19 protein-coding genes are annotated in these 24,623 nt (G+C 51.3%); 18 read left to right on the forward strand and 1 reads right to left on the reverse strand.

Features of this window, described 5'->3' with window-relative positions; all coding sequences use genetic code 11:
- Window positions 1-6 precede the first annotated feature (6 nt).
- The 12 genes from IEV98_RS17690 (at window position 7) to IEV98_RS17745 (ending at window position 17,881) form a co-directional block, all read left to right on the forward strand.
- On the forward strand, window positions 7-384 hold the full coding sequence (locus IEV98_RS17690; RefSeq protein ID WP_188507364.1) for a hypothetical protein: 378 nt from the start codon (window positions 7-9) through the stop codon (window positions 382-384).
- A 132-nt stretch (window positions 385-516) separates the two neighbouring features.
- Window positions 517-1,542, forward strand: a complete 1,026-nt coding sequence (locus IEV98_RS17695) for a LacI family DNA-binding transcriptional regulator (protein WP_188507365.1) — start codon at window positions 517-519, stop codon at window positions 1,540-1,542.
- A 345-nt stretch (window positions 1,543-1,887) separates the two neighbouring features.
- Window positions 1,888-4,977 carry a SusC/RagA family TonB-linked outer membrane protein gene (locus tag IEV98_RS17700; protein WP_188507366.1) on the forward strand — a complete coding sequence of 1,030 codons (3,090 nt, stop codon included), beginning with the start codon at window positions 1,888-1,890 and terminating at the stop codon, window positions 4,975-4,977.
- A 12-nt stretch (window positions 4,978-4,989) separates the two neighbouring features.
- Window positions 4,990-6,867 (forward strand): RagB/SusD family nutrient uptake outer membrane protein, encoded by a 1,878-nt coding sequence (locus IEV98_RS17705; protein WP_188507367.1) that lies wholly within the window; start codon window positions 4,990-4,992, stop codon window positions 6,865-6,867.
- A 28-nt stretch (window positions 6,868-6,895) separates the two neighbouring features.
- Window positions 6,896-8,149, forward strand: coding sequence for a cellulase family glycosylhydrolase (locus IEV98_RS17710; RefSeq protein WP_188507368.1), 1,254 nt, complete (start codon window positions 6,896-6,898; stop codon window positions 8,147-8,149).
- A 43-nt stretch (window positions 8,150-8,192) separates the two neighbouring features.
- Window positions 8,193-10,595, forward strand: a complete 2,403-nt coding sequence (locus IEV98_RS17715) for a glycoside hydrolase family 2 protein (protein WP_188507369.1) — start codon at window positions 8,193-8,195, stop codon at window positions 10,593-10,595.
- A gap of 6 nt (window positions 10,596-10,601) precedes the next feature.
- Window positions 10,602-11,582 (forward strand): ROK family protein, encoded by a 981-nt coding sequence (locus tag IEV98_RS17720; RefSeq protein WP_188507370.1) that lies wholly within the window; start codon window positions 10,602-10,604, stop codon window positions 11,580-11,582.
- On the forward strand, window positions 11,579-12,157 hold the full coding sequence (gene gmhA / locus IEV98_RS17725; RefSeq protein ID WP_229738820.1) for a D-sedoheptulose 7-phosphate isomerase: 579 nt from the start codon (window positions 11,579-11,581) through the stop codon (window positions 12,155-12,157). Before IEV98_RS17720 ends, gmhA begins: the two co-directional genes overlap by 4 nt.
- Window positions 12,158-12,185: 28 nt before the next feature.
- Window positions 12,186-13,709, forward strand: coding sequence for a hypothetical protein (locus IEV98_RS17730; protein ID WP_188507371.1), 1,524 nt, complete (start codon window positions 12,186-12,188; stop codon window positions 13,707-13,709).
- A gap of 11 nt (window positions 13,710-13,720) precedes the next feature.
- Window positions 13,721-14,905: an MFS transporter gene (locus IEV98_RS17735; RefSeq protein ID WP_229738821.1), complete on the forward strand. Its 1,185-nt coding sequence runs from the start codon at window positions 13,721-13,723 to the stop codon at window positions 14,903-14,905.
- A gap of 19 nt (window positions 14,906-14,924) precedes the next feature.
- Entirely contained in the window at window positions 14,925-16,982 is a 2,058-nt protein-coding gene (locus IEV98_RS17740) for an alpha-galactosidase (RefSeq protein WP_229738822.1), read from the forward strand.
- Between the two features lie 32 nt (window positions 16,983-17,014).
- Window positions 17,015-17,881 carry a sugar phosphate isomerase/epimerase family protein gene (locus tag IEV98_RS17745; protein WP_188507372.1) on the forward strand — a complete coding sequence of 289 codons (867 nt, stop codon included), beginning with the start codon at window positions 17,015-17,017 and terminating at the stop codon, window positions 17,879-17,881.
- Between the two features lie 42 nt (window positions 17,882-17,923).
- On the opposite strand, the gene IEV98_RS17750 is transcribed toward IEV98_RS17745, so the two are convergent.
- Window positions 17,924-18,175 carry a hypothetical protein gene (locus tag IEV98_RS17750; RefSeq protein WP_188507373.1) on the reverse strand — a complete coding sequence of 84 codons (252 nt, stop codon included), beginning with the start codon at window positions 18,173-18,175 and terminating at the stop codon, window positions 17,924-17,926.
- A gap of 215 nt (window positions 18,176-18,390) precedes the next feature.
- On the opposite strand from IEV98_RS17750, the gene IEV98_RS17755 reads away from it, so the two are divergent.
- From IEV98_RS17755 to IEV98_RS17780, 6 genes are all read left to right on the forward strand, one after another.
- Window positions 18,391-19,821 (forward strand): TPM domain-containing protein, encoded by a 1,431-nt coding sequence (locus tag IEV98_RS17755; protein WP_188507374.1) that lies wholly within the window; start codon window positions 18,391-18,393, stop codon window positions 19,819-19,821.
- Window positions 19,822-19,907: 86 nt separating this feature from the next.
- Window positions 19,908-20,330, forward strand: coding sequence for a VOC family protein (locus IEV98_RS17760; protein WP_188507375.1), 423 nt, complete (start codon window positions 19,908-19,910; stop codon window positions 20,328-20,330).
- On the forward strand, window positions 20,275-20,898 hold the full coding sequence (locus tag IEV98_RS17765) for a helix-turn-helix transcriptional regulator (RefSeq protein WP_229738823.1): 624 nt from the start codon (window positions 20,275-20,277) through the stop codon (window positions 20,896-20,898). Before IEV98_RS17760 ends, IEV98_RS17765 begins: the two co-directional genes overlap by 56 nt.
- A 2-nt stretch (window positions 20,899-20,900) precedes the next feature.
- Complete coding sequence (locus tag IEV98_RS17770) at window positions 20,901-21,551, forward strand: nucleotidyl transferase AbiEii/AbiGii toxin family protein (protein WP_188507376.1); 651 nt, start codon at window positions 20,901-20,903, stop codon at window positions 21,549-21,551.
- On the forward strand, window positions 21,529-22,038 hold the full coding sequence (locus IEV98_RS17775) for a barstar family protein (RefSeq protein ID WP_229738824.1): 510 nt from the start codon (window positions 21,529-21,531) through the stop codon (window positions 22,036-22,038). The genes IEV98_RS17770 and IEV98_RS17775 overlap by 23 nt, the downstream gene beginning before the upstream one ends.
- Before the next feature lie 80 nt (window positions 22,039-22,118).
- Complete coding sequence (locus IEV98_RS17780) at window positions 22,119-24,485, forward strand: ABC transporter permease (RefSeq protein ID WP_188507377.1); 2,367 nt, start codon at window positions 22,119-22,121, stop codon at window positions 24,483-24,485.
- Window positions 24,486-24,623: the final 138 nt, after the last annotated feature.

Genomic DNA, 24,623 nt, shown 5'->3' on the forward strand with positions numbered 1-24,623 from the left:
ATCGATATGAAAAGATTCAGCTGGTTATTGATAGCCCTAATCGCAGTGGCAGTATCATGTAAAAAAGACAAAGAAGCGAATGTGTCCCCTTTCGCAGGCAATTGGTCCGGACAATATGCTGGTAATGATCAGGGAACATGGAGTGTAACGGTTTCTGACGACGGAGAGATTTCCGGAACAGGGCAATCCACGCGGTTGGGTACCACATTTGGCATGGAGGGCAATGTAAGTAAGGACGGTAGTTTTACGGCAACCATCGGAACGGTAGCCACCGGCAGCGAATTTACCGGTACGCTCACGGGGGAAGGGACCGCATCGGGTACATGGACCAATACCATAACCAATCCGCCCATGAGTGGAACCTGGTTGGGCGAGCGGCAGTAAGAAGCGAAAAAAGGCCAATAGAAAAAAAAACAAAAAAAAATTTGAGGTGTCAAAAAAATGAATTAACATTGCATTGTTTACTTAAACGGTTAAGTAAATCCAATATAATCCGATTTAATAAATTGTGCTGGTTTGAAACCCTCGCTGAAACATATCGCTGAACATTTGGGGCTCTCCAAGACGACCGTATCTTGGGTGCTTTCCGGGCAGGCTGAGCAAAAGAATATCAGCCAGGCGACGACTGAAAAAGTATTGGAATATGCGGCATCGCTGCACTACCAGCCCAATATGATTGCGCGGAGTCTTAACACGGGTGAAACCAAAACGATTGGCCTGATATTGCCTTCAATTTCAGATACGTTTTATTCCGAGGTGGCAAGGGAAATCGAATCCAGGGCACGTAACCAGGGATATTCACTGATGATCAGCAGCTCGGAATCCGATATCGATCGGGAGGATGAGATTATCCGGTTGTTTAAAGCGAAACGCGTAGATGGGATTATCCTAGCCCCTACAAAACGGTCGAAAGTGGAAGTACTGCGGCTGATTGACGAAGGATACCCATTAACCACGATAGACCGTTATTTTCCCGAATTGAACGCGAGTTACATCATCATCAATAACCGCGATAGTTGTTGCATGCTGACTAAGCATTTGATTAACAAGGGATGCAAAAAAATAGCGCTGCTGACTACGAACTCCTATTTGACAACGATGAGCCAGCGCCGCGAAGGGGTGGAAGATGCCTTACGAGAATCGGGACTCCAGTTGGATCCGCGGCTCTACGGCGAAGTCGATTTCGCGGGGTATGAAAAGAATATCCATCGGGTACTCAACAGTATTTTTACCGAGGTACCGGATGTAGATGGTTTCTTCTTTACGACCCACATCCTGGCTTTGGAGGCGTTCCAGTATTTTTATGAAAAGGGAATAAAGCCGGAGTTCGAAATGGCCTGTATCCACGAGGAGCCTATTTTTAAGGTGTTGGCACCACAGATCAATGTGGCACGCATGCCGGTAGGAGAAATCGGCAGAACAGCGGTGAATTCGCTGATTGAGCAGATGGAGAATGCGAAAGGAAAGGCGAAATCTAGAAAGAAACAGCAGCAGGAGCCAAAACGGATAACGCTGTCTTGCTCACTGGAGTTTCGTAGTTAATTTTTTTAAAAGGCCAATTAGTTAACCGATTAAGTAGATTGGTGTGTTGATTTTTGAGCGCATTATAACTATTGTTGTTGGTATGTTACTTAACCGTTTAAGTAAGCGTTAATGGGGATAAAAATGAAGATTTGTTTGGGATGCATGCTTACGCTGCATTTGGGACAAGGGACTTGTATAGGACGGAATTGGCAGATGCGAAGGAAGCATTGATCCGGGAAAAACCACTATGGTCGTCTGGAAGGGTAGAAAGCGCCCAAAGTAAAGCGGTGTTTGTTTTTACGAGCCAATAATAAGGAGGGAATCAAATACATTTCAAGTTTACACAATTATTTAACCGATTTAATGATGATGGATAATTTAAAATGGAGTCTTGTACTCATTTGCCTATGGCTATTTCAAAGTGGCTCGTTGAAGGCACAGAGCCAGCCGGAACGCATGACGATCCGCGGAACGGTGATGAATGAACAGAACGAACCACTGGCCGGCGCGCGCGTGGTCGAGCGGGGCGTGCCAACCAATGGTACGGCAACCGACGAGAGCGGGGAATTTGTCTTGACCGTGAGCCGGAACGCTTCGCTGGAAATCTCCTCCATTGGCTACGCTACCCAACAGCTAGAAGCCATTCAGGGACAGCGCTTAACGGTTAGGCTTACCGAAGACCTGGCGGTGCTGGATGAAGTGGTAGTCGTGGGGTACGGCCAGCAGCGGGTGGCGACGGTAACCGGATCGGTGTCGCAGATCAAAACCGACAAGATTACGGTAGCGCCTCAGGTGAACGTAACCCATACGCTGGCGGGACAGCTACCGGGCCTGATCTCGAAACAGACGTCCGGAATCCCCGGCGCGGATGATGCCGGCTTGAACATCCGCGGATTTGGGAGCCCGCTTGTGATCGTCGATGGAATCGAAACGAATATCAACACGTTGGATCCGAACCAGATCGAAACCATATCCATCCTGAAAGATGGAGCGGCCTCAATTTACGGAGCCCGTGCGGGAAATGGCGTAATTCTCGTGACCACCAAACGGGGTAAGCAGGGAAAACCGAACGTGCAGGTCAACAGTTCGTTTACGCTGCAGGGATCTACCCGCGTAATCCGGCCCGCTTCTTCGGCCGAACGGGCGCAGTTTGAAGTGGATAAATGGCTCAATTCAGGCAAGCCGGCCGACCAGGTGCCGTTTACCCAAGAAGAAATTCAGAAGTTCCGGGATGGATCAGATCCCAAGTACTTGAACACAAACTGGTTTGATGCGGCCATACGTCGGTATGCGCCCCAACAGAACCACAATTTCTCCCTTTCGGGAGGTACCGAGGCGGTTAAATATTACGGATATTTCGGCGCGAACCGGCAGGAAACGATCCTGAAAACCAACGGTGGAAACTACGACCGCTATAACGTGCAGGCTAACGTAGAGGCCAAGGTAACACAACAGCTCTCGGCCGCCGTGGACATTCAGTATTTCAATGAACACCGCTTGTATCCTTCGGGAGCCGATGGAGTGGGTTCGAACAATAACTTCTGGCGCGACCTGATTTACGCAGCGGACCCGTCTTTCGCACTGGAATTGCCCGATCCGAGTATGCTGCCCTATGCGGGCATCACATACGGGAATCCGATTTTCGGTACAAATTCGGAATTGAGCGGGGCGCAGGACAAGGTCAACAGCATTACGCAACTCCGGGGTGAACTGAGGTACGATGTCAGCGCGGTGCCTGGTTTGAATGCGAAAGGGGTAGTCATTTACAGGGCCAATTCGTTCGACCAAAAAATTGTGAAGAACCAGGAACGGTTTTATACCTACAGTGCCGAAACGGGCGACTACACGTATGTGCGTAGTTCGCAGGACCCGATGTTCCTAAGCAGGGCTGCTAGCACGGATAACCGCTTGGTGCAACAGTATTCGTTAAATTACGACCGGTCGTTTTTGGATGCGCATAACGTGTCGGGAATGTTTATGTACGAGTATGTTTACGAGCGGGGACGGGGATTTGACGCATCGCGGGGTGGATTCCAGTCGATGGCCATCGAGGAACTGTTTGCGGGCGACCGCACCACGTCCGCGAACAACTCTTCGAGCTTCGCGAACGGCCGTGTCTCCTGGATCGGCCGCTTGAATTATAGCTACCAAGACCGCTACATGGTGGAAACGATTCTTCGGGCAGACGCTTCCTCGCGGTTTGCCCAGGGACAACGGTGGGGCTATTTCCCCAGCGTGTCATTGGGATGGAACATAGCGAAGGAAAATTTCTTGAGCAAATACGACGTATTCGATATCCTGAAGCTCCGCGCAAGCTACGGATCGTCGGGATACGATGCGGTGGCAAATTTTGCCTACCTGGCAGGTTATCGGTTTGATGCCACCTATACGCTGGGCAATACGCTCTATTCGGGACTGATTCCCACGGGACTGGCCAATACGGGGTTGACCTGGGAGCAGATGGCCATCTATAACGCCGGACTCGATTTCTCGCTGTGGCGCCAAAAGCTCTACGGTGAGTTCGAGATATTCCGCCGTGAACGTAAGGGGATACCGGGCAGCCGGACCCAGTCTCTGCCTACCACGTTCGGCGCGGAGCTGCCGGTGGAAAACCTGAACAGCCAGCGTGCACAGGGAGTGGAACTGAGGCTGGGAACAACCGGAACGATGGGCGACTGGAAATATGACATTACGGGGAATATCGCCTATTCACGATCCAAATGGTTGTCCATTGATGAGCCGGTTTATACCGATCCGGATGAAATACGGTTGTATAAGCGTAGTGGAGCATATACCGATAGGCGTTTCGGATATGTCTTCGATGGGTTGTTTACGAGCCAGGACGAGATCGACAACTGGCCGCTATCCTTCGACGCATTGAATACAGATAATTCGTCGCTCAGACCTGGTGATGTAAGGTATAAAGACCTGAATGGTGACAACGTCATCAACTGGCGCGACCAGGCCGAGATCGGTAAGGGCGCCGAGCCGCATTGGACATTCGGGTTGAACCTCGTATTCAACTACAAGCGGTTTGATTTTTCGGCCCTCGTACAGGGAGCATTCGATTATACCACGAATGTCATGCTGGAAAGCGCACCTACGATGCTGAATTACGGTAACTACTGGAACGAACGCGACAACAACCGGGCGGACGCCTTGCTTCCCCGGCCGTCGGGTTCGTCTACCAACGACTTTTATTCGGACTACCGGAACCATAACACCGCGTACGCACGCCTGAAAAACTTATCGTTGGGGTACGAACTGCCGTCGGCAATCCTGACGAAAGCCGGCATCAGCAGATTCCGTATTTACGTGGCGGGCGCGAACCTCTACACGGTGAGCTCGCTGAACAAGTATGGCGTGGATCCGGAGATGCCCGAAGGATACGGTGTGGGCGTGTACTATCCCCAGCAGTTTACCATGAGTGTGGGATGCAATCTTTCATTTTAATTGATTTTTGACATGAAGACAAACTATAAATTGGCAATCGTGGCGCTGGCTACCTCGGCCATGACCTCTTGTTATAAAGTATTGGATCAGGTTCCCACGGATCGGTATACGGATGCGGTGGTATGGAACGATCCCTATTTACTGGATGCTCACCTGGCAGAGCTGTACGCCAGCACGCCCGTGATGGTGGGCGATGCAATCAACCTGATGAACTCGTGGGATGGGGCCCCGATGAACCGAGACGATAATAGCTTCGGTGCCATCATGGGATTCAGTGCCCAGATGGAGGGGCCGGTACGGACGATTGAGATCACCGATGAAGCGAAGTATAATTTCGGTGCACAGGCGCATTTGCTGGGCATGAAGGAAAACGGTATCCAGGCAAATGGTACGGAACTGCAATGGTGGGGTAATGCCTACTATACCATCCGGAACCTGAATAATTTCATTGAGCGCGCAGCAGGATCGTCCATCTCGAATGTGGAAGAGCGCATTGCCGAGGCACGCTTTTTACGGGCGTTCTGTTACTTCGCGATGGTGAAGCGCTACGGAGGTGTTTCGCTGATTACGAAGGTTCAAGCGTTGGACGGGGATTCGACTGAGTTGTATCCCAAGCGGAATTCGGAGAAGGAGCTGTATGATTTCATCATTGGCGAGACCGGAGAGATTGCAACGATCCTGCCTGCCTCGGCCGTAGCCGGCCGCGCCAGTAAATGGGCGGCCCTGGCGCTTCGCGGACGGGCGGCATTGTATGCGGGAAGTATCGCGAAGTTCGGTTCCCAGCAACTGGACGGATTATTGGGCCTTCCGGCCGGCGAAGCGGAAGCGTATTTTCAGATCAGCTACGATGCTTCCAAGGCCATCATGACGGAGAGCGGGCACGGCCTGTACGACGAGGATGCCGATAAAGTACAGAATTTTAAGAATATCTTCTTGAAGAAGGATAACCGAGAGGCGATTATGGTGAAGCGGCATTCCGGGCCGGGTTTCCAGGCTGGCGGCTCCAACCGCTGGTCGTGGGATATGGTTGAATGTCCGCGCCCGAATGTATGGGGGGTGGGCAACTACCACGGACCGTACCTGGATATGGTCGAAGAATTCGAACGGAAAGACGGTACTTCAGGTGTGATGGATCGCGCGGCTGCAAAAAGCCGGCTGTGGACAATGGACGAACTGTGGGGCGACCGCGATCCGCGTTTCTTTGCGTCGATCTGGACAAACGGTACGGTTTGGCCGGGTGCAGTAGGGGGCGTGCTGGGCGACAATACCATCGACATGCACAATGGTATCATTTCGCGCAGCGGTGACCTGATTGATGGGCGTTACGATTCATACGAAGGCTTGGCTGCGGTTGGCGACCAATTGGTACGGTTCAAGGAAGGGAATACGCCCAGTACGGGTTTCGGGGTGATGAAATACCTGGACACCGAAGCGGATAATTTCACGTGGTTTAGTGAGTCAACCACGGACTACCTGATTTTCCGTTATGCAGAGATTTTGTTGAATTATGCCGAAGCGGCTTTTGAACTGGGAAAAGCAGGGGAGGCACTGGATGCAGTCAACCAGATCCGCAGGCGGGCAGGCATTGCCGAACTGGGTGGCGTAGACCGGGAGAAAGTCCGCCATGAGCGCAAAGTGGAGTTGGTGTTTGAAAACCACCGGTATTGGGACCTGCGCCGCTGGCGGACAGCCGTTACCGAACTTACCCGTACCTACAGCGGATTGCGGTACCTGTATGACGCGGCGTCCGGAAAATACCGACTGGATTTCATCGATAACATCGACGGCCGTGCCAAAACACCGACGTTCCCCGAAAAGAATTACTATTTTCCCATCGGACAGGGGCGCATTGCGGCCAATCCCAATCTCGTGGAAAATCCGGGTTATTGATGCGGGTATTTATTGACCATATGATTAGATGAAGATGCAGAAAAAATGGAGCTTGATTCTATTCGCGTTGCTGGCCTGTTGCGGAAGTTATTCCTGCAACAAAAGTAACGGCTCGGACGCGCCGGAGGACGACGATACCGGCGTGCCTCCGAAAAAAGAGCATTACCCCGGCCTTTCGGTTTCGGCGTCGGGCCAGTTGCTGTTGAACGGTGAGCCTTACCGGGCGATCGGCGTCAATTATTTCAATGCGTTTATCCGGACGTTGGACGAAGGGCAGCAAAATAATACGTCGTATCGGGCCGGATTGGCCTACCTGAAGGAACGGGACATTCCGTTTATCCGGTTTGCGGTTAACGGGTATTGGCCGAAAAACTGGGAACTGTACCTGAATAATCCCGATGCGTATTTCCAGCAGTTGGATGCGTTCGTGGCGGCCGCCGAGGAATTTGGCATCGGGTTGATCCCTTCGTTCTTCTGGCATACGCCCACGGTGCCCGATCTGGTTGGTGAACCGGTGAACCAGTGGGGGAATACCAGCAGTAAAACGCATGAACTCATGCGGAAGTTTATCCGCGACGTGGTGGTGCGGTACCGCGATTCGCCGGCGGTATGGGGCTGGGAGCAGGGCAATGAGGTGAACCTGCTGGTCGACCTGCCGGGCGATAACGACAACCTGCCGCCCATCGTCCCGGAGCTGGGTACGCCCACGACAAGGTCGAAGGAAGATAAACTGTATACGGCCGACCTGCGCGTGATGATGCAAGCGTTTGCCAACGAAGTGCGCAAGTATGACGGTACCCGGATCGTGATTACCGGTAATGCCGTGCAACGGCCGGCAGCCCGGAATCTCTGGAAAAACCAAAGTTGGACCAAAGATACGCGTTCCGAATTTATCGAGATGCTGGGCGTGCAGCACCCGGATCCGATTGATGTGCTGAGTAGCCATGTGTATCCCGGATCGGCCGAAGAGGGCTATTTTTCAGATGAACCGGTTGGGGTGGATGGCTTGATCCGCGCAAGCATGGAGGCTGCCCAAGCACTTAAAAAGCCACTGTTTCTCGGTGAATGGGGCGCTCAGGAAGCTAAGTATGGGGCGCAAACGCGGGAAAAATTCATGGAGCTGCTGGAGGCAATCGAACGTAATCACGTACCGCTCGCTGCGATGTGGGTGTTCGATTATCCGCCACACGATACGGAAGAAGGCATCAATGTTTCGCCGGATAACGGTCCGCGGGAATACATGCTGCAAGAGATCAGGCAGGTCAACGCGCGGATACGCTAATATCAGGCAACCCAATATGAAGAGTCTTAAAACGATGCGATCAATGAAAAATTACCTAACGTTAGCTTTGGCCGCGCTGCTAATCGGAATAAATCCGGTTGGGGTGAAAGCGGATGATATTTCGCTCAACGGCGCGTGGGAGTTATCCTTTTTCCCCCAGCCCCGAAAGGCCGTGACCAGTCCGGACGGGCTGGACCAGGTGCAATCGCAGCAAATTGCAGCCACCGTGCCGGGCAACGTGGAGCTGGATATGCTCAAGGCGGGCCTGATTGCCGACCCGATGATCGGTAGCAATGTGTATGCCCTGCGGAAGTACGAGGGTTACCAATGGTGTTACACAAAGACCTTTGCCTCGCCCCGGGTGAAACCCCAAGAACGGATACGGCTTGTGTTTGGAGGCATTGACTGCCTAGCCGAGATCTGGTTCAACGGGAAACACATCGGTTCGGCGAGCAACATGTTCATCGAGCATGCGTACGACGTGACGGAGGCACTCAAGGCAGACGGTGAAAATACCCTGCAGGTGATCATTCGATCGGCGGTAATCGAAGCCCAGCAGTATATGCTGGGTACCTTCAGCGTGGGCAACTTTGCCGCCACCGAGTCCACCTACATCCGCAAAGCGCCGCATTCGTATGGATGGGACATCATGCCCCGCCTGGTCAGCGCTGGTTTGTGGCGCGATGTTTCCCTCCAAGTGGTTAATGAAACGCATATCGTCCATACGCAATGGATGACTTCCAGTATTGACTTGGAAGCTAAAACAGCCCGGATTTTCGTCGATGTGCAATTGGCCATACCGTTTGAAAAGCTCGATCGTACGCAAGCCCGCATTTCGCTGAGACGCGGGGGCAAGGTCGTACACGAGGAGCGGGTACGGGTTATTTCACATGCATTCCGACGCATCATCGAGCTACAGAACGTAGCGTTCTGGTGGCCGCGCGGCTACGGTGATCCGGCTTTATATGACGCCCAGGTGGTGCTGGAAGACGAAAATGGCGGCGTGATCTCTGAGTCGCAATGCCGGATCGGCATACGTACGGTGCAGCTGGATCGGACTGAATATAACGACGTCGCAAGCGACTACGGACGATTCCGCTTTGTCGTGAACGGTGAACCGCTATTTATACGGGGAACGAACTGGGTACCGTTGGATGCCCTGCACAGCCGGGATGCTGCCCTAGTAGACGACGCCGTACAACTGATGGTGGAAGCCAATTGCAACATGGTGAGGTGTTGGGGCGGCAATGTATACGAAGACCACCGGTTCTTCGACCTGTGCGATGAGAACGGCATCATGGTGTGGCAGGATTTTGCGATGGGGTGCACATTCTATCCCCAGCGCGATGATTTTGCCCGGATGATCGAAGAGGAAGCCACAGCGGTGGTAACGAAACTCCGTAACCATCCGTCGCTGGTGCTGTGGGCAGGCAATAACGAAGACGACCTGGCCCTGCGCTGGACGTTGATAAACTTCAACATCGATCCGAATAAAGACCGCGTGAGCCGGGAAGTGCTGCCACGGGTAATTTATGAAATGGATCCGACACGCCCCTTTTTGCCCAGCTCACCCTATTACAGCCAACAGGTTTACGACGGAGGCAGCCACGACGACCTGCTGCCTGAAAACCATCTTTGGGGCCCGCGCGGCTACTATAAAGATGCGTATTATACCCAGGCGAAGGCCCGCTTTGTAAGTGAAATCGGTTACCACGGCCTTCCCAACCGGAGCACGCTGGAAAAGATGTTCACCAAGGATGCCGTCAATCCCTGGCTGGATGGCAACGTGGGATTGTGGAACGACGAATGGATGACCAAAGCGGTGCGGCCATTTCCCGATGAGCCGAAACAGGGCGGACGTAATGATTTAATGACCAACCAGGTGAAGATCTTATTTGGATCGGTGCCAGCGGATTTAGACAACTTCATCCGTGGTTCGCAAGCGGTACAGGCCGAAGCGATGAAGTTTTTCGTCGAAAAGTGGCGGGGCGATAAGCCCGAACGGTCGGGCATCATCTGGTGGAACATCCGCGACGGCTGGCCCATCTTGTCGGATGCCGTGACGGATTACTACAATTCGAAAAAACTGGCCTTCCATTTCTTGAAAAATGTGCAGGAAAATGTGTGTGTGTTTATCAACGATGCCAAAGCGGGTAAGCACCCGCTGGTGGCGGTCAACGATACACGGAAAGATGCCAATGGGCTTGTGGTGGTCACGGATGTTGCCACTGGCAAAACGTTGTATGAAGGGAACTTTGCGGTGCCGGCGAACGGCAAAGTCGTCATCAACGAATTGCCTACGCAACAAGGCCAGGGAATGTTGCTGATCCGCTGTGAAATTGACGGAAAGCCGTATACCAATCACTACTTATATGGTGAACCTCCGTTTAACTTGAATACGTACTACGAATTATTAGGAAAAACAAATATATATGCTATTAACTGATTGGAAATGAAGGAACACTTGTTAGGGATTGATATCGGCGGAACGAAATGCGCGGTTACGTATGGTCACTATAGCGATGGGGGGATTACATTGGTGGATGAAGATCGGTTCCCCACCGCAGGGGTGGATGAAACGGTGTCGGCGATTTGTTCGGCGGTAGCAGACATGATGGCAAAGCATGAGTTGACCCGAGCGCAGGTAGGGGCGGTCGGCATCAGCTGCGGCGGTCCGCTGGATACGAATAAAGGGCTGATCATGTCACCGCCCAATCTTCCGGGTTGGGACGGTATTCCGATTGTATCCCTTATCGAACAACGCGTAGGCGTACGAGCGGGCTTGCAGAATGATGCCAACGCTTGTGCACTGGCGGAATGGAAATGCGGTGCGGGCCGTGGTACGCGGGACATGGTGTTCATGACGTTTGGTACCGGACTCGGTGCCGGACTGATCCTTGATGGCCGCCTGTATGCAGGGACCAATGATAACGCAGGCGAAGTAGGCCACATACGGCTGTCGAGCTTCGGCCCCGTGGGGTATGGCAAAGGCGGATCATTTGAAGGTTTCTGTAGCGGAGCGGGCATTACCCAGGTGGCAAGGATGCTCGTAACCGAAAAAATGCAGATGGGAATCGTAGTGCCTTGGTGCGATGCGGGTGAACTGGAACTTCTTACCGCACAAAAGGTCGCTGAAGAAGCACAGAAAGGAGATGCACTGGCCTTAAAAGTATTCGAAATTTCGGCCCGGAAGCTCGGGGAGGGGCTGTCTATAATCATCGATATCCTCAATCCGGAACTGATCGTTATCGGGGGGGTGTACACACGCTGCAAGGATTTGATGGAGCCGCAGATGCTCGAAACCATCAGCCAGGAGGCGCTGTCCAATTCCAGTAAGGTATGCAGGGTGGTCGGATCGCAACTGGGCGAACAAATCGGTTCGTATTCGGCACTGTCCGTCGCGGCGGATCTATGGACTAAAAATGAAAAATGATGAAGGAGTTGATTTATAACAGCCTCGCCGAATCCAAGGTGGTACTGGACCGGTTTGTCAGTTGGGAAACAGCCGCATTGATCGACGAGGTGGCTACCGCCATGGCTGAAACATTGCGGGCCGGAGGAAAGATCATCAGCTGCGGTAACGGCGGGTCGCTATGCGATGCGTCGCATTTTGCCGAGGAGCTGACCGGTCGGTACCGCAACAACCGGCGACCGTATCCGGCCATTGCCATCAACGATGCGGCCTACATTACCTGTGTAGGCAACGATTATTCTTTCGAGGAAATATTCTCCCGGCAGGTGGAAGCGTTGGGAAAACCGGGAGATATCCTGTTGGCCATCAGTACGAGCGGCAACTCGGGCAATGTGGTGCAGGCGGCTGCTTCGGCGAAGCAGCAGGGCATGCGGGTGGTGGCCTTGACACAGGCAGGTGAAAACCGGTTGGCTGCGCTCGCGGATCATGTATTGGCCAGTCCGTCGGCTGCATACTCCGACCGGATACAGGAAATCCACATCAAGGTGATCCATACCTTGATCCAGGCGATCGAATCAAAATTGGGACACACATAAAAGTAAACAGCTAATAAGCGTAATTACGATGGAAAGAAGAAATAAACAACACGGCGGGTTTGCGTTGGCAGGTGGACTGCTGTGCGCGCTGGCGCTGGCCTCGTGCCAACAGGGCACCCCCTATACTGACGTAACGGTGGCCGATGCTACCCCCGTTACTTTGGAGGCGGTAGGCGCGGAATTCGACCCCCATTTTTTTGCTCAAAATTTGACGCGGAATGACGGCGCAAAGCCGGAAGATTGGCAGCACGTGGTGCGCCGGGTAAAGGCCATGGAGCTGCAGAAATTCCGCGTGATGGCGCTGCCTCAATGGTATGAGCCGGTCAACGACAACGATGATCCACACGCGACCGATCCGAGTCGGTTTACCTTCGATTCGCCGGAGATGCAATCCCTGTATAAGGTGCTGGATCTGGCACAGGAGCAGGGGATGGAGGTTTGTATCGTGGTATGGGGATGTCCGGTATCGGTATCGTTACTGGATCCGGCGTATGCACACGTGAAGACCAGCTTTATGGCCGACCCCGCAAAGAAAGATGTGTGGATCACGGGGCCGACGGATTACGACGAGTGGGCCGAAAATTACGCCGCACTTATTACGCACCTCGTCGACGATCGCCATTACACCTGCGTAAAGGAAATCACCCCGATGAATGAGCCCGACGGTGGTCCGTTGTTGACGTCTACCGAATACATTAAAATGGCGAAGGTACTCGATGCCCGTTTCAAAAAAGACGGCATCCGCGACCGGGTGCGGTTTAACCTATCCGATAACACCGATACGCGGACGTTCTACCTGAAAGATTGTGCCGAGCACTTGGCGGAGGTGGCGGATGTGTTTAACTCCCATACGTACATCTTCGGTTATGACACGCCGAATGACACGATTGCCCGCTGGGAACGGAACAACGTGGAAATTTCCGCACGCGCGGGGAAACGCCACCTGGTGGGTGAATTCGGCTCAAACCAGACCGTGGGCGCTACCCGGCAGCGCGACATCGATCGGTACGAACGGGGCGTGCTGATGACGCGCCTTGCCCTCAATTTCCTGAATGCAGGGGCGGCGGGTATCAGTTATTGGAGCCTGATTGATCAGTACTATGGCCGCGATGCCGATTACCAGCAGATGCAGCAGCTCGGGCTGTGGAAATACGTGAAGGAGGCTTACCGGACCGACTCGACTTACGACCGGATCAAGGAAGATTATGAAGTGCGGCCGCAGTATCATGCCTATGCGCTGCTCAGCCGGTTTGTAAAGCCCGGATCGGCCATACACCCCATCGACCTTCACGATGAGTTTGCTATCGGTACGGCGTTTCGCGACACGGCGGGTAAATGGACATACGTATTTGCCAACGCTACCGATTCCGCGAAATCCCTCGCCGTTGTCAATCCGCCGGTCGGAGGGAACTTTGCCATATACCGTTATGAAGAGCAATCGCTTCCCAAGGACGATCGTATGCTTGCGCCCGCAACGCATACGGATGCAAAAGATGGAAAGCTTCCCGTGGAGATCGCGCCTCATTCGGTCGTACTTTGCCGCCAACAGTAACAGACCGCACGATGGAACATAAAAAAATACGCGGTATACACATCCTTCCCGTGATGTTTGGCTTCTTTGTCATGGGGTTTGTTGACATCATTGGCCTGGCGATTAATTACGTCAAACAGGATTTCGATTCGATGACGGACACGGTGGCGAATATGCTGACGATTTCGTGTTACGTGTGGTTTCTCATCCTCTCGGTGCCCACCGTGATGCTGATCAATAAGGTGGGCCGGAAAAATACGGTGATGTTAAGTTTCTTCCTGCATGTGATCGCGCTGGGAATTCCGGTGATTTCTTACGATTTTTCGTATGTGTTCGTCGCATTCGCATTTGTCGGCATTGGGAATACGCTCCTGCAGGTTGCGCTGAACCCGCTGGTTACGGATGTGGTAAGCACTGAAAAACTCACAGGGACGCTCACCCTCGGGCAATTCGTTAAGGCCGTCTGTTCGTTTTTGGGACCGATCCTTACCACGTGGGCGGCAGGTATGGCTTATGGCTGGAAACTCGTATTTCCGGTATACGCCGCCACCTCGTTGGTTGCCTTGGTTTGGCTTTGGCTTACACCGATTCAATCGCATAAAAGTGAGGCATCTGTCTCTTTTGGAGGGACATTTGGATTGTTTAAGGATCGGTACATCGTCTGGTTTTTTATCGGCATATTGGTGCTGGTAGGGGTAGACGTGGGAATGAATGCGACTTTTCCCAAACTGCTGATGGAGAAAAGCGGCTTGCAGCTGAAAGAAGCGGGCCTAGGTAACAGTGTGTACTTCTTTGCCCGTACGCTCGGGGCGTTTGTAGGCGGAATGTTGTTACTTAGGTATGCCGAAGTTAAATTCTACAAATACAGCGTGTTTGGGGCCCTCGTCGGCCTGCTGGGAATGTTTGCGGTCGACAGTCTTTGGGGAATGCTGCTGTTTGTCAGCATTTTCGGATTGGGTTATGCCAACCTGTTCGCGATCATATTCTCGCTGTCCATGAAGCGGATGCCGGCGAAGGCCAATGAGGTGTCGGCACTGTTGATTATGGGCGTATCCGGCGGCGCGGTGGTAACCCCGGCCTTGGGCATCGCTTCTGACCAATATGGAACCCAGTTGGCCGCAATTGCAGTAATAGCATGCGTTTGGTTTTATATGGTCTGGCTCATTAAACCGGTGCAACGCACGTATCTATCAACGCTATCAACTCATGGAAAATAAACGACTAAAACAGATGATTATGCTAAAGAAAATATTCATATATCTAAGCCTGCTGGTGTGGGCGCACGCTCCCAATTATTCACAGGGGCAAACCGTGGCCAAGTTTACCGGGCGGGATGCCGATGTGGTGAACTGGGTGAACAGCCATTTCAAAAAGGGAGCAATCCCGCCGTTTTCATTCGTGTACGATGGGATTCCTTCAAAGGATTTTATCGGCAAATGGAATTTTTCTGCCGAACCTGTCGCTGAAAGTAGACCGGGTGTGGTGGCATATGCCTATACGTGGACGGACAAACGGACCAAGCTTGAAGTGGTATGCCAACTGAAGGCGTATCCGGCGTATAACGCCGTGGAATGGGTGCTCCATTTTACCAATGGCGGTGCAGCTGATTCACCTGCGCTGCAAGCAGTGAAAGTGATTGATATGGATTTCCGTGATGATTCGTCCGACCGGATCACTCTGCACTATGCCGACGGAACGCACGTGTCGAAAGCAGATTTCCACCCGCGGAAGAAAGTGCTGGCCCCGGGCGAATCCTTGCAGATATCCCCCGAGAGTGGCCGCTCGTCGGATAATGCGTTTCCTTTTTTCAATATCGAATCCGCTTCCGGTCAGGGTGCAATGGTTGCTGTTGGTTGGTCGGGGACCTGGTATGCGGATTTCCAAGGTCATGCGAAGAACGGTGTTTCACTCGCTTCCGGCATGAAATGGCTGGATACGTACCTGCATGCCGACGAATCCATCCGGACACCGAGTATTTGCTTGTTATTCTGGAAAGGTGAAGACCGGATGGTGGGACACAACTTGTTCCGCCGTTTTATCATTGAGCAACAGACGCCGAAAATTAATGGAAAGCCGGCACGTTTTCCCATTTCGGCAAGCTTCAACTACGGCGACCCGTTTCCTTGCAATGAATATACTTGCCTGACGGCGGACTATGCCGTGGCAATTATCAACCGGTATAAACAATTCAAGCTCACGCCTGAAGTTTTTTGGCTCGATGCGGGTTGGTATACCCACTCGGGAGATGTGGAAAATAACAAAAATTGGTCGAATACGGTGGGTAACTGGACCATCGACAGCGTGCGCTTTCCCGATGGGCTGAAGCCCATTTCAGATGCCGCACACCGTGCAGGCGCGAAATTCATGGTGTGGTTTGAACCGGAACGGGTGATTAAGGAGTCGGATTGGGGCGTTAACCTGCGGAAATGGATGCTGGACGCAAAGGGTACGGACGCCTACCTGTTTGACCTCGGAAACAAGGAAGCCCGCGATTGGCTGTGCCGGTTTATCGGCGATTTCATGGAAACGAATGGCATTGACTATTACCGGCAGGATTTCAACATGACGGTGGATAATTTCTGGGCGGAAAATGACGAACCGGGTAGGCGTGGGATACGCGAGATCCGGCATATCGAAGGGTTGTATGCATTTTGGGATTACCTGCTGGAGCGGTTCCCGGAAAGTATCGTAGACAACTGTGCCAGCGGCGGCAGGCGCATCGACTTTGAATCCATGAAGCGAAGCGCTCCCATGTGGCGGACGGATTACCACTATGGCGAGCCGATTGGATACCAGACACATACCTACGGGCTGAATTTTTTCCTGCCGCAAACCGGTACCGGTGTCGACAAAGATGACCGATTTACGTTCCGATCGAGCTTGGGAACGTCGGTTGTCTACAACTGGAAGGTGACGGATCGCGCCTCGTCCATCATCGAAATGTTGCGTTGCCAGCAGGAGTTCAGGGAAGTCAGGTCTTATTTTTACGAAGATTATTATCCGTTGACAACGTTTGACGGCATGACTTCCGACAGCATCTGGATGGCTTATCAACTGCATCGGCCATCGGATCACAGCGGATACATCGTGGGCTTCCGCAGGCAGGAAGCGCCGGACAGCGCAATCACAGTCAAGCTTTCGGGTGTATCGCCCGACAAACGGTACGCAGTTGAAAACTGCGACACCCACGATGTGGTTCTAAAAACCGGGCGTGAATTGTCTCAGGGGCTGGAGTTGTCGCTGCCCGATCCCCGCAGCTCGGTATTGCTGAAATATACGATTCAAAACGACTAAAAATATGATCTTAGTAAATTAAATCAGAGCCGATGAAAAGACGTATGTTATCTGCAAGCCTTATGGTGCTTCTCTTACTGACCGGTGGGGCTTGCACCCATTCTGGAAAGCGTTCAGACTCCATCCAATATGAGGCACCTTGGAAAATGGCGATTCTGGCCTACACCTTCCGCAATCACACATTTTTTGACGCGGTTGACAAAGCCAGTGCGTTGGGAATTCGTTACATTGGCGGCTATCCGGGCCAACCGATTGGTGGGGGCGTGGAAGGGACCATGTCTCCTACGATGGATGAAGATCAACGAAGAAAGGTGCTGGATTACCTCGCTTCAAAATACGTAAAACTGATGGATTTCGGCGTTATTAGTCCGGAATCGGAACAGGAATGGACTGCACTGTTCGACTTTGCGAAAGCGATGGGTGTCGAGAACATTGTTTCGGAACCAAACCCGCAATACCTGGATCGGGTTTCGGCGCTGTGCGATCGCTATCAGATCAATGTCGTTATTCATAATCATGCATCTCCTTCAACGTATTGGAATCCAGATACGTTGATGAGTCTGATTGAAGGAAAAAGTGAGCGAATGGGTGTTTGTGCAGATGTGGGACACTGGGTGCGCTCCGGACTGGATCCGGTGATGGGTTTACAAACGGTGCGTGGACGACTGATGCAACTGCATTTTAAGGATGTTTCCCTGGCAGGCCCCGACGCCGAAGACGTGGTCTGGGGTACGGGTGTGAGCAAGGTGGAAGCGATGCTGGCAGAATTGGTCGATCAAGGATTTTCAGGTTTCCTGTCTGTCGAGTACGAACGCAACCCGGCGGACAATATGCAGGAAATAAGGGAAAGTCTCCAGTTTTATGAAGACGCACTCGCTCGGGTAACTGAGAAAAAATAAATCGTCGGTTGGGGGCGGACGATGGTCACCCATCTTTCGCCCTTACTCCGGATTTTTGCCTTCCCAATATTTTTCGTTGACCGCGTCCCATGCGGCATGCATAATTACATCATCATGTTCTCCGTCGACCACCTGGCCAATCCACACGCCACCCAGGTCATCGTAAAGTAGTACGTTATCTGGATCCAAACCTTCGGGCTCCGTATCGGTCGGCGTAAAACGGAATTTGATTCCAGTGGGCAGGTGAGTGGCGATACGTTCCAGTTCATCTATGTCAATTTTGAAATCTTTCATATTCTGCGTTATAGATATGCTTTCATTGGTAAACCCACATGGCAACGGATTGTTTCATCCAATGTCTGTACCCGAATGGTCGCCCATTCATTTTCGTTGAGTCGCTGTTTCGAACAAAACCCTGTTTTCAGGTATTCCGTTCGGTATGGAAATCTTTATCTTTGGCGAGCATGTTAATCCATCGAATAACGTTCAGCTTGCTATTGTGTGTAGCAATGCACGGTATAACCGTTGCGCAATACAGCGTTGCAGAGATACCCAATCCTAAACAGCAAGGACAAGATTTTTTTGTCAGCAATCCGGATGGCATACTCAGTGGCTATGCGATGGATTCCCTGAATACGTTGTTGCGGGAAATCGAAGCACATACGACAGCAGAAGTCGCTATTGTGGCGGTAGCAGACTTTGCAGGCGACGACGATTTCGATTTTGCACTTGACCTCTTCCAAACTTGGGGAATCGGTAAGAAGGAAAACGACAACGGGCTGCTCTTGTTTATTGCAACGGAACGCCGGGCTTATCGGTTTATAACGGGGTACGGGATGGAAGCAGCGCTCCCTGACGCCTTGCTGAAGCGCATGGGCGAACAATATCTTGTGCCCGAGTTCAGACAAGGTAACTACGACGGTGGCTTGCTGGCAACGGTATCTGCTATCCGTGACGTACTTTTAGACCCGCAAAGAGCAGCGGAGTTAAAGGCGGAAATGCGACAGCAATCGTTTTTCTATCGCTATTGGGATGTGTGGATTTATTCGTTGGTCATCATCGTATTGACTTTTGCGGTGATGAAATGGATGGGTTATGTTGCGGAGAAAAAGATCATAACAGACAAACGACGCAAATCTGTCGGGAAGAATGGACTGGCTGCGGTTGGTGGTTGTGGATGTATGGTGATGGTGTTGTTTGTCGGGGTATTTGCATTGTGGTTTATGGGGATGGATCCAAAAGTTATCTTTCAGGTACAGTTAATCCCTTGGTACCTGGCTGTCGGTGGGAGCTTGGCGATCTCGATCAAATATTTCAAGGGTGAGGAATATATCCGAAAAGCCTATCGGGATGATAAAAACCGCCTTTCCGCATTGGCAACTTATCACCGCTGGATGGCGATTCCACTTTTACTTTCACCCTTGTCGCTGATTGGTCTAATCACATTTTTGAGTCGAAGAAATGCAATGCAAGTACGATTTGTGCCGCCGGATGATTCGGGTAATTGGAAACGACTGGACCGCGACCAATTGAAAGCGAAAACCGACTTACTGGACGAGGGGCAGTTAAGCGAGGAGAAAAATCTATCCCGTAGTTACCAGATCTGGCAGCATCTGCAAACCGGTGAAATCAAGACGGTGGGTTGGGACGGATTACGTAAGAAAAACTTCTCCGAATGCCCATCGTGTCATTACCGTACATTGAAAAAGCCATTTGTGAAAACCATCAAGGCCGCTACCTACAGCGCGTCGGGTGAGGGCGAACGCATTGAAGAATGTACGTTTTGCGACTACCATGTTTCCCTCGGCAAGGTGGTGATCCCGAAGAAAGTACGCAGTTCGTCGTCATCATCGGGTGGTGGCTCATCCACTGGCGGAAGCAGCAGCGGCAGTTTTGGTGGCGGAAGCAGTGGCGGAGGTGGGGCTGGAGGTCGATGGTGATAAACGCTTCCAACATAACATCGTCGCATATATTTGCTATTTTGGCAACTTAACACGCTGAAATTTTGAATTGAATAGTTTAAGACATGATACCAAGAATTTCTGTACTCACATTAGGCGTTGCTGACTTGGAGCGGTCGGTTTCCTTTTACAGAGACGGCCTGGGCCTAGCAACCGAGGGTATTATCGGTGCCGAATACGAAAATGGTGCCGTAGCGTTCTTTCGGTTGCAGGATGGCTTGCAACTGGCCCTATGGCCTTGGAAGAGCATAGCCGCGGATACCGGCTTACCCGCAGGCGGCGGCAAGCCCGGTGCGTTTACCATTGGCCATAACGTGAACAGTAAGGCGGAAGTGGATCAGGTGATGGACCAAGCGGCAAAAGCCGGAGCTGCCATCGTCAAACTGCCGCAACAGACGTTTTATGGTGGTTATGCAGGGTACTTCCGGGATATTGACGGCCATCTATGGGAAGTGGTCTGGAACCCTGCGCTGCCCGTGGAGGAATAAGACGCCGGTATCAGCGGCTTCTTTCCCATTGTATTATGTAAACAAAAATGTTTATATTTGTATCGTGATCAGTCAATACGAAAAATACAAAGGGATCCATCCGGGAATCGTCCTTGGTAGAGAGCTAAAGAAGCGTGCTATCAAGCAACGTCCCTTTGCCTTGTCCTTAGCTGAGCATCCCCAAACGTTTAACGCAATAACAAAAGGGAAAAGAGGACTCAGTACGCCATTGGCGCTGAAAATCGAACGCAAACTTGGCTTGGAGGAAGGTACTTTGGTAATCTTACAGGCCTATTACGATATCCAAAAGGTTAAAGAACAGGAAACCAAACATACGCCGGATTTATCCATCCTCAGTAAATCGCTTTTTTGGGATACCGATATCAACCGGCTAGATTGGCAACGACAATACCGTGCCGTTATCCAACGTGTCTTTGAACGTGGAAATGAAAATGATAAAAAAGAGATCACTCGCTTTTATGGTGAGGAAAAGATAAAACTGGCGTTGGAAGAGTCCAAGACCAGACGTCCATATACCATTCATAAAACGAATTTATCAGCTGGTTAACCATGCTCTATTACCACACGGTAACTGACCTATTAAACGATTCATTGATTGCGCTGATGCGTTCGTCTGTATTCGAGCCGTTTCGGTTAGTAGGCGGTACTGCGCTGAGTCTACAGATCGGGCATCGTGTATCTGTGGACATTGACCTATTCTCCGATGTGCCATATGGTAGTATTGATTTTAAGAAGATTGATGAATTTATAGGCAATACATTTCCCTTTCACGACCATTCTTCTGGTCTTAATCCGGCAATGGGAAAGTCATACACCATCGGTGCTGACAAGGAAAATGCTATCAAATTGGATGTCTTTTATACGGATTTGTTCATACAGCCTGCATTAGCAGTGGATGAGATTCGATTGGCTACGATCGAAGAGATCATCGCGATGAAGATTGATATAGTGCAACGGGTTGGACGGAAAAAGGACTTTTGGGATTTGCATGAGCTATTGATTGACCATGACATCAAAACTATGTTGGACTTGCATCAACAACGTTATCCCTACACACATGATAAAGAACTTATTCTAAAGAACTTTACGAATTTTGAGTTGGCGGAAGACGAATTTGACCCGATATGTCTACGGGGTAAATACTGGGAGTTTATCAAGGAGGATATTGTTGAAGCTGTTGAAAACCATAACAAGAAATAGCAGACCGGCCAATCGATATACTGTTGGCATACAGGCTGAAGTGCCAGCGGTACTTTTTGGGCTATCTTTATCGGAAAAAGCAAGCGTGTCCAAAGAAGAGATAAAAGAGCTGATCCTTGACGGAAATCGCATCCACGACATTCCCTCGTTTTATGACGAAGTGAACCGGGTATTTATGCAAGAGGTGGGCTTTACCCTCGGGCCAAGCCTGGATGCATTCAATGATGTACTGCATGGTGGGTACGGTGCTATCCGTGGGAATGAACCGATATGCCTGAAATGGCTTCATTTTGAGAAAAACAAAGAAGATCTGGGGGTAGCGGCGACCATCGCGTTTTACCGGGCTAAGTTGGAACAGCCGGAAACATTCAATCCAGAATGGGCGCGGAAGAAACTCGACGAACTTGAATGCGGGGAAGGGCAGACGTATATGGATATGTTGCTGGAAATCATCGGCGAACATCCCAATATCCGATTGGTGGTTTAGGTAATGGATCGGTAGGCATTCGATTGATTATTGATAATTATTTCTTATCATTGGGCAGGTACGAGTATAAATAACCTGTTATGATGCCGAATTACCTAAGAACCACATTGCGTTATCTTTGGCGCAAACGCCTTTTCACCGCGCTGAACATCCTGGGGCTGAGCATTGGCCTATGTGCAGCGTTTGTTATTTTTCGATTGGTCGACTACGAACTGAGTTTCGATCGTGCGTTTGCCGATGCAGACGACTATGTACAGGTAGCCATACGAAATAAATCTGCCGATGTTGAGAATGGCGTTACCATGGTGGCAATGGGCCTGGCGCCGCGGATTGAACAGGAAGTTACCGGAATAGATGATATTATCCCGATGTATTATCATCCGGATAAGGCACACGGCATCGACCGGCGTGTCGCTACGCTTCCGGCTTATTTTGATATGGTCCCTTATCTTTGGCTGGCTGGAGATCGCGTCACAGCTGTGGCGCAACCGAACCAAGTGGTGCTTACCCGAAGCCGAGCTGAACAGTATTACCCAAAAGAGAAGCCTGCAGACCTGATCGGGAAAACCATCGATTACGACGAAAATAAGGTAATGACGATTTCGGGAATCGTTGAAGATCTGCCCTATAATACGTCATTCGACGCGCAGGAGTTTTTTCGGATATCGCAGGAGGAATGGCCGGACGACCTGGAATTCGGATGGCGGCAGAATTGTCTGCTTTTCTTAAAACTGCACCGGGGCGCTTCCCGGGAACGGGTGTTACAGCAAATCAATGCCATCAATGAGAAGCAAAATAGAGCGTATTTCGAGAGCTTCAGTTCGAGCTATTGGTATACGTTTATCCCAATCAATAAACGACATTATGCGGCGGATTACTACAGTCCGACTCACCGTACAGTAAACAGTAAGGTGTTTTACGGGCTTGCGGGCATCGCGGCGTTTCTGCTGTTGTTGGCAATAATCAACTACGTGAACCTAAGCACGGCACTTATGCCGCAACGTGCGCGCGAGATCGGGGTGCGCAGAACATTGGGCGGCGTATCTCACCAGCTTGCGTGGCGTTTTGTAGGCGAAACGGTGTGTGTTGCCGTGTTGGCACTTGCCTTGTCCTTGGCAATGCAGCATTGGGTCATCGCGTTGTTTTCAGATTATTTTCCGGAAGGAATGGTCGATTACCTGGACTATCCACGTGCAGCTGTATACCTCGTCGGGTTGGTGTCGCTGATTGCGCTGCTCTCGGGCATTTATCCGGCTTGGTTGCTTACGCGGATCAATGTGGTGGCGGCTTTGAAGGGAAAGGTAGACCGCGTCGGCGAAGGGATTTCGTTCAGGCGTGTGCTCATTGTATTTCAGTTCGTGATCGCACAGGTATTTGTCGTCGGTGCACTGGTTATCGGTTTGCAATTGCGGTACACATTGACCAAAGACCTTGGATTCCGGAAAGATGCGGTAGTTGCCGTCGATTTTCCTACCGTTAGCAAAGAGGCTGATTCGCTAAGCGTAGCGAAGCAGTTGTTGTTTCAGCAATTGCTTTCGCGCCATCCGGGTGTGGTGGTTTCGGCGTTGGGTGACTTGCCAATGGGAACTTCCATGGTTTCGCATGAGACAGAATTTGTTGGCCCATCCGGTCCTGTAATCATGCAGTTGCTGGGCAAAACGATTGGTGAAGGCTGGATGGATCTGTATGAAATGCAACTGGTGAGCGGGCGGGAGCCACGTATCCCTGCTGAAGAAATCGTTATCAACGAATCTGCCGCTAAGGCGGCGGGTTACCCTAATGCGGCTGCCGCTATTGGCGAGCTGGTCGAAAACCAACGGATTGTCGGCGTGGTGGCTGATTTTCACCTATACGGACTAAAAGTGGGGATAAAGCCGGTGAAGCTGTCGTTGAAGGAATCCGGCAACAAGGCAAAAAACATCAGCATTAGGTTAACGCAACACAATTGGCCGGCCACCTTGGCGAAAATTTCCGAGGAATGGACCTCCCTGTATCCGGAAACTCCTTTTGATTACCAATTCTACGACGAGCATATTCAACAAATGCATGGGCAGGATCACCGCTTAGCCCGAATCGTCAACTATTCGGCGGTTGTAACGATTCTTATCGGTTGCCTAGGACTATTTGGGCTGGCTACGTTGGTTTCCCTCCAACGAATGAAGGAAATCGGGATCCGTAAGGTGTTGGGAGCCTCGGTGGCGGGAATCGTTCGGATGCTCTCTTCGGATTTCGTAAAACTGGTACTGGTTTCCGTTGTCGTCGCCTCGCCGATCGGGTGGTGGGTGATGAATCTGTGGTTGGAGAATTTTGCTTATCGCATTGATATCCAGTGGTGGGTATTCGCTTTGGCGGGGGTGGCGGCTGTCGTGATCGCTTTGCTCACCGTGAGCTGGCAGGCCTTTCGGGCGGCAGTGGTTAACCCCGTGGATTCGCTACGCGATGAATGAACTATTTTGGCAACTTAACACGCTGAAATTTTGATCGAACAGTTTAAAAAATGAAACCTGCCATGTCAGCGTCTACTGACAAAAAAGGCGATGAAAATGCAGGTTCCATTAGACAGTTGAAGAACAAATTATTTTCTA

Source organism: Parapedobacter pyrenivorans, assembly GCF_014636865.1.
In the GTDB taxonomy this organism is placed as follows: domain Bacteria; phylum Bacteroidota; class Bacteroidia; order Sphingobacteriales; family Sphingobacteriaceae; genus Parapedobacter; species Parapedobacter pyrenivorans.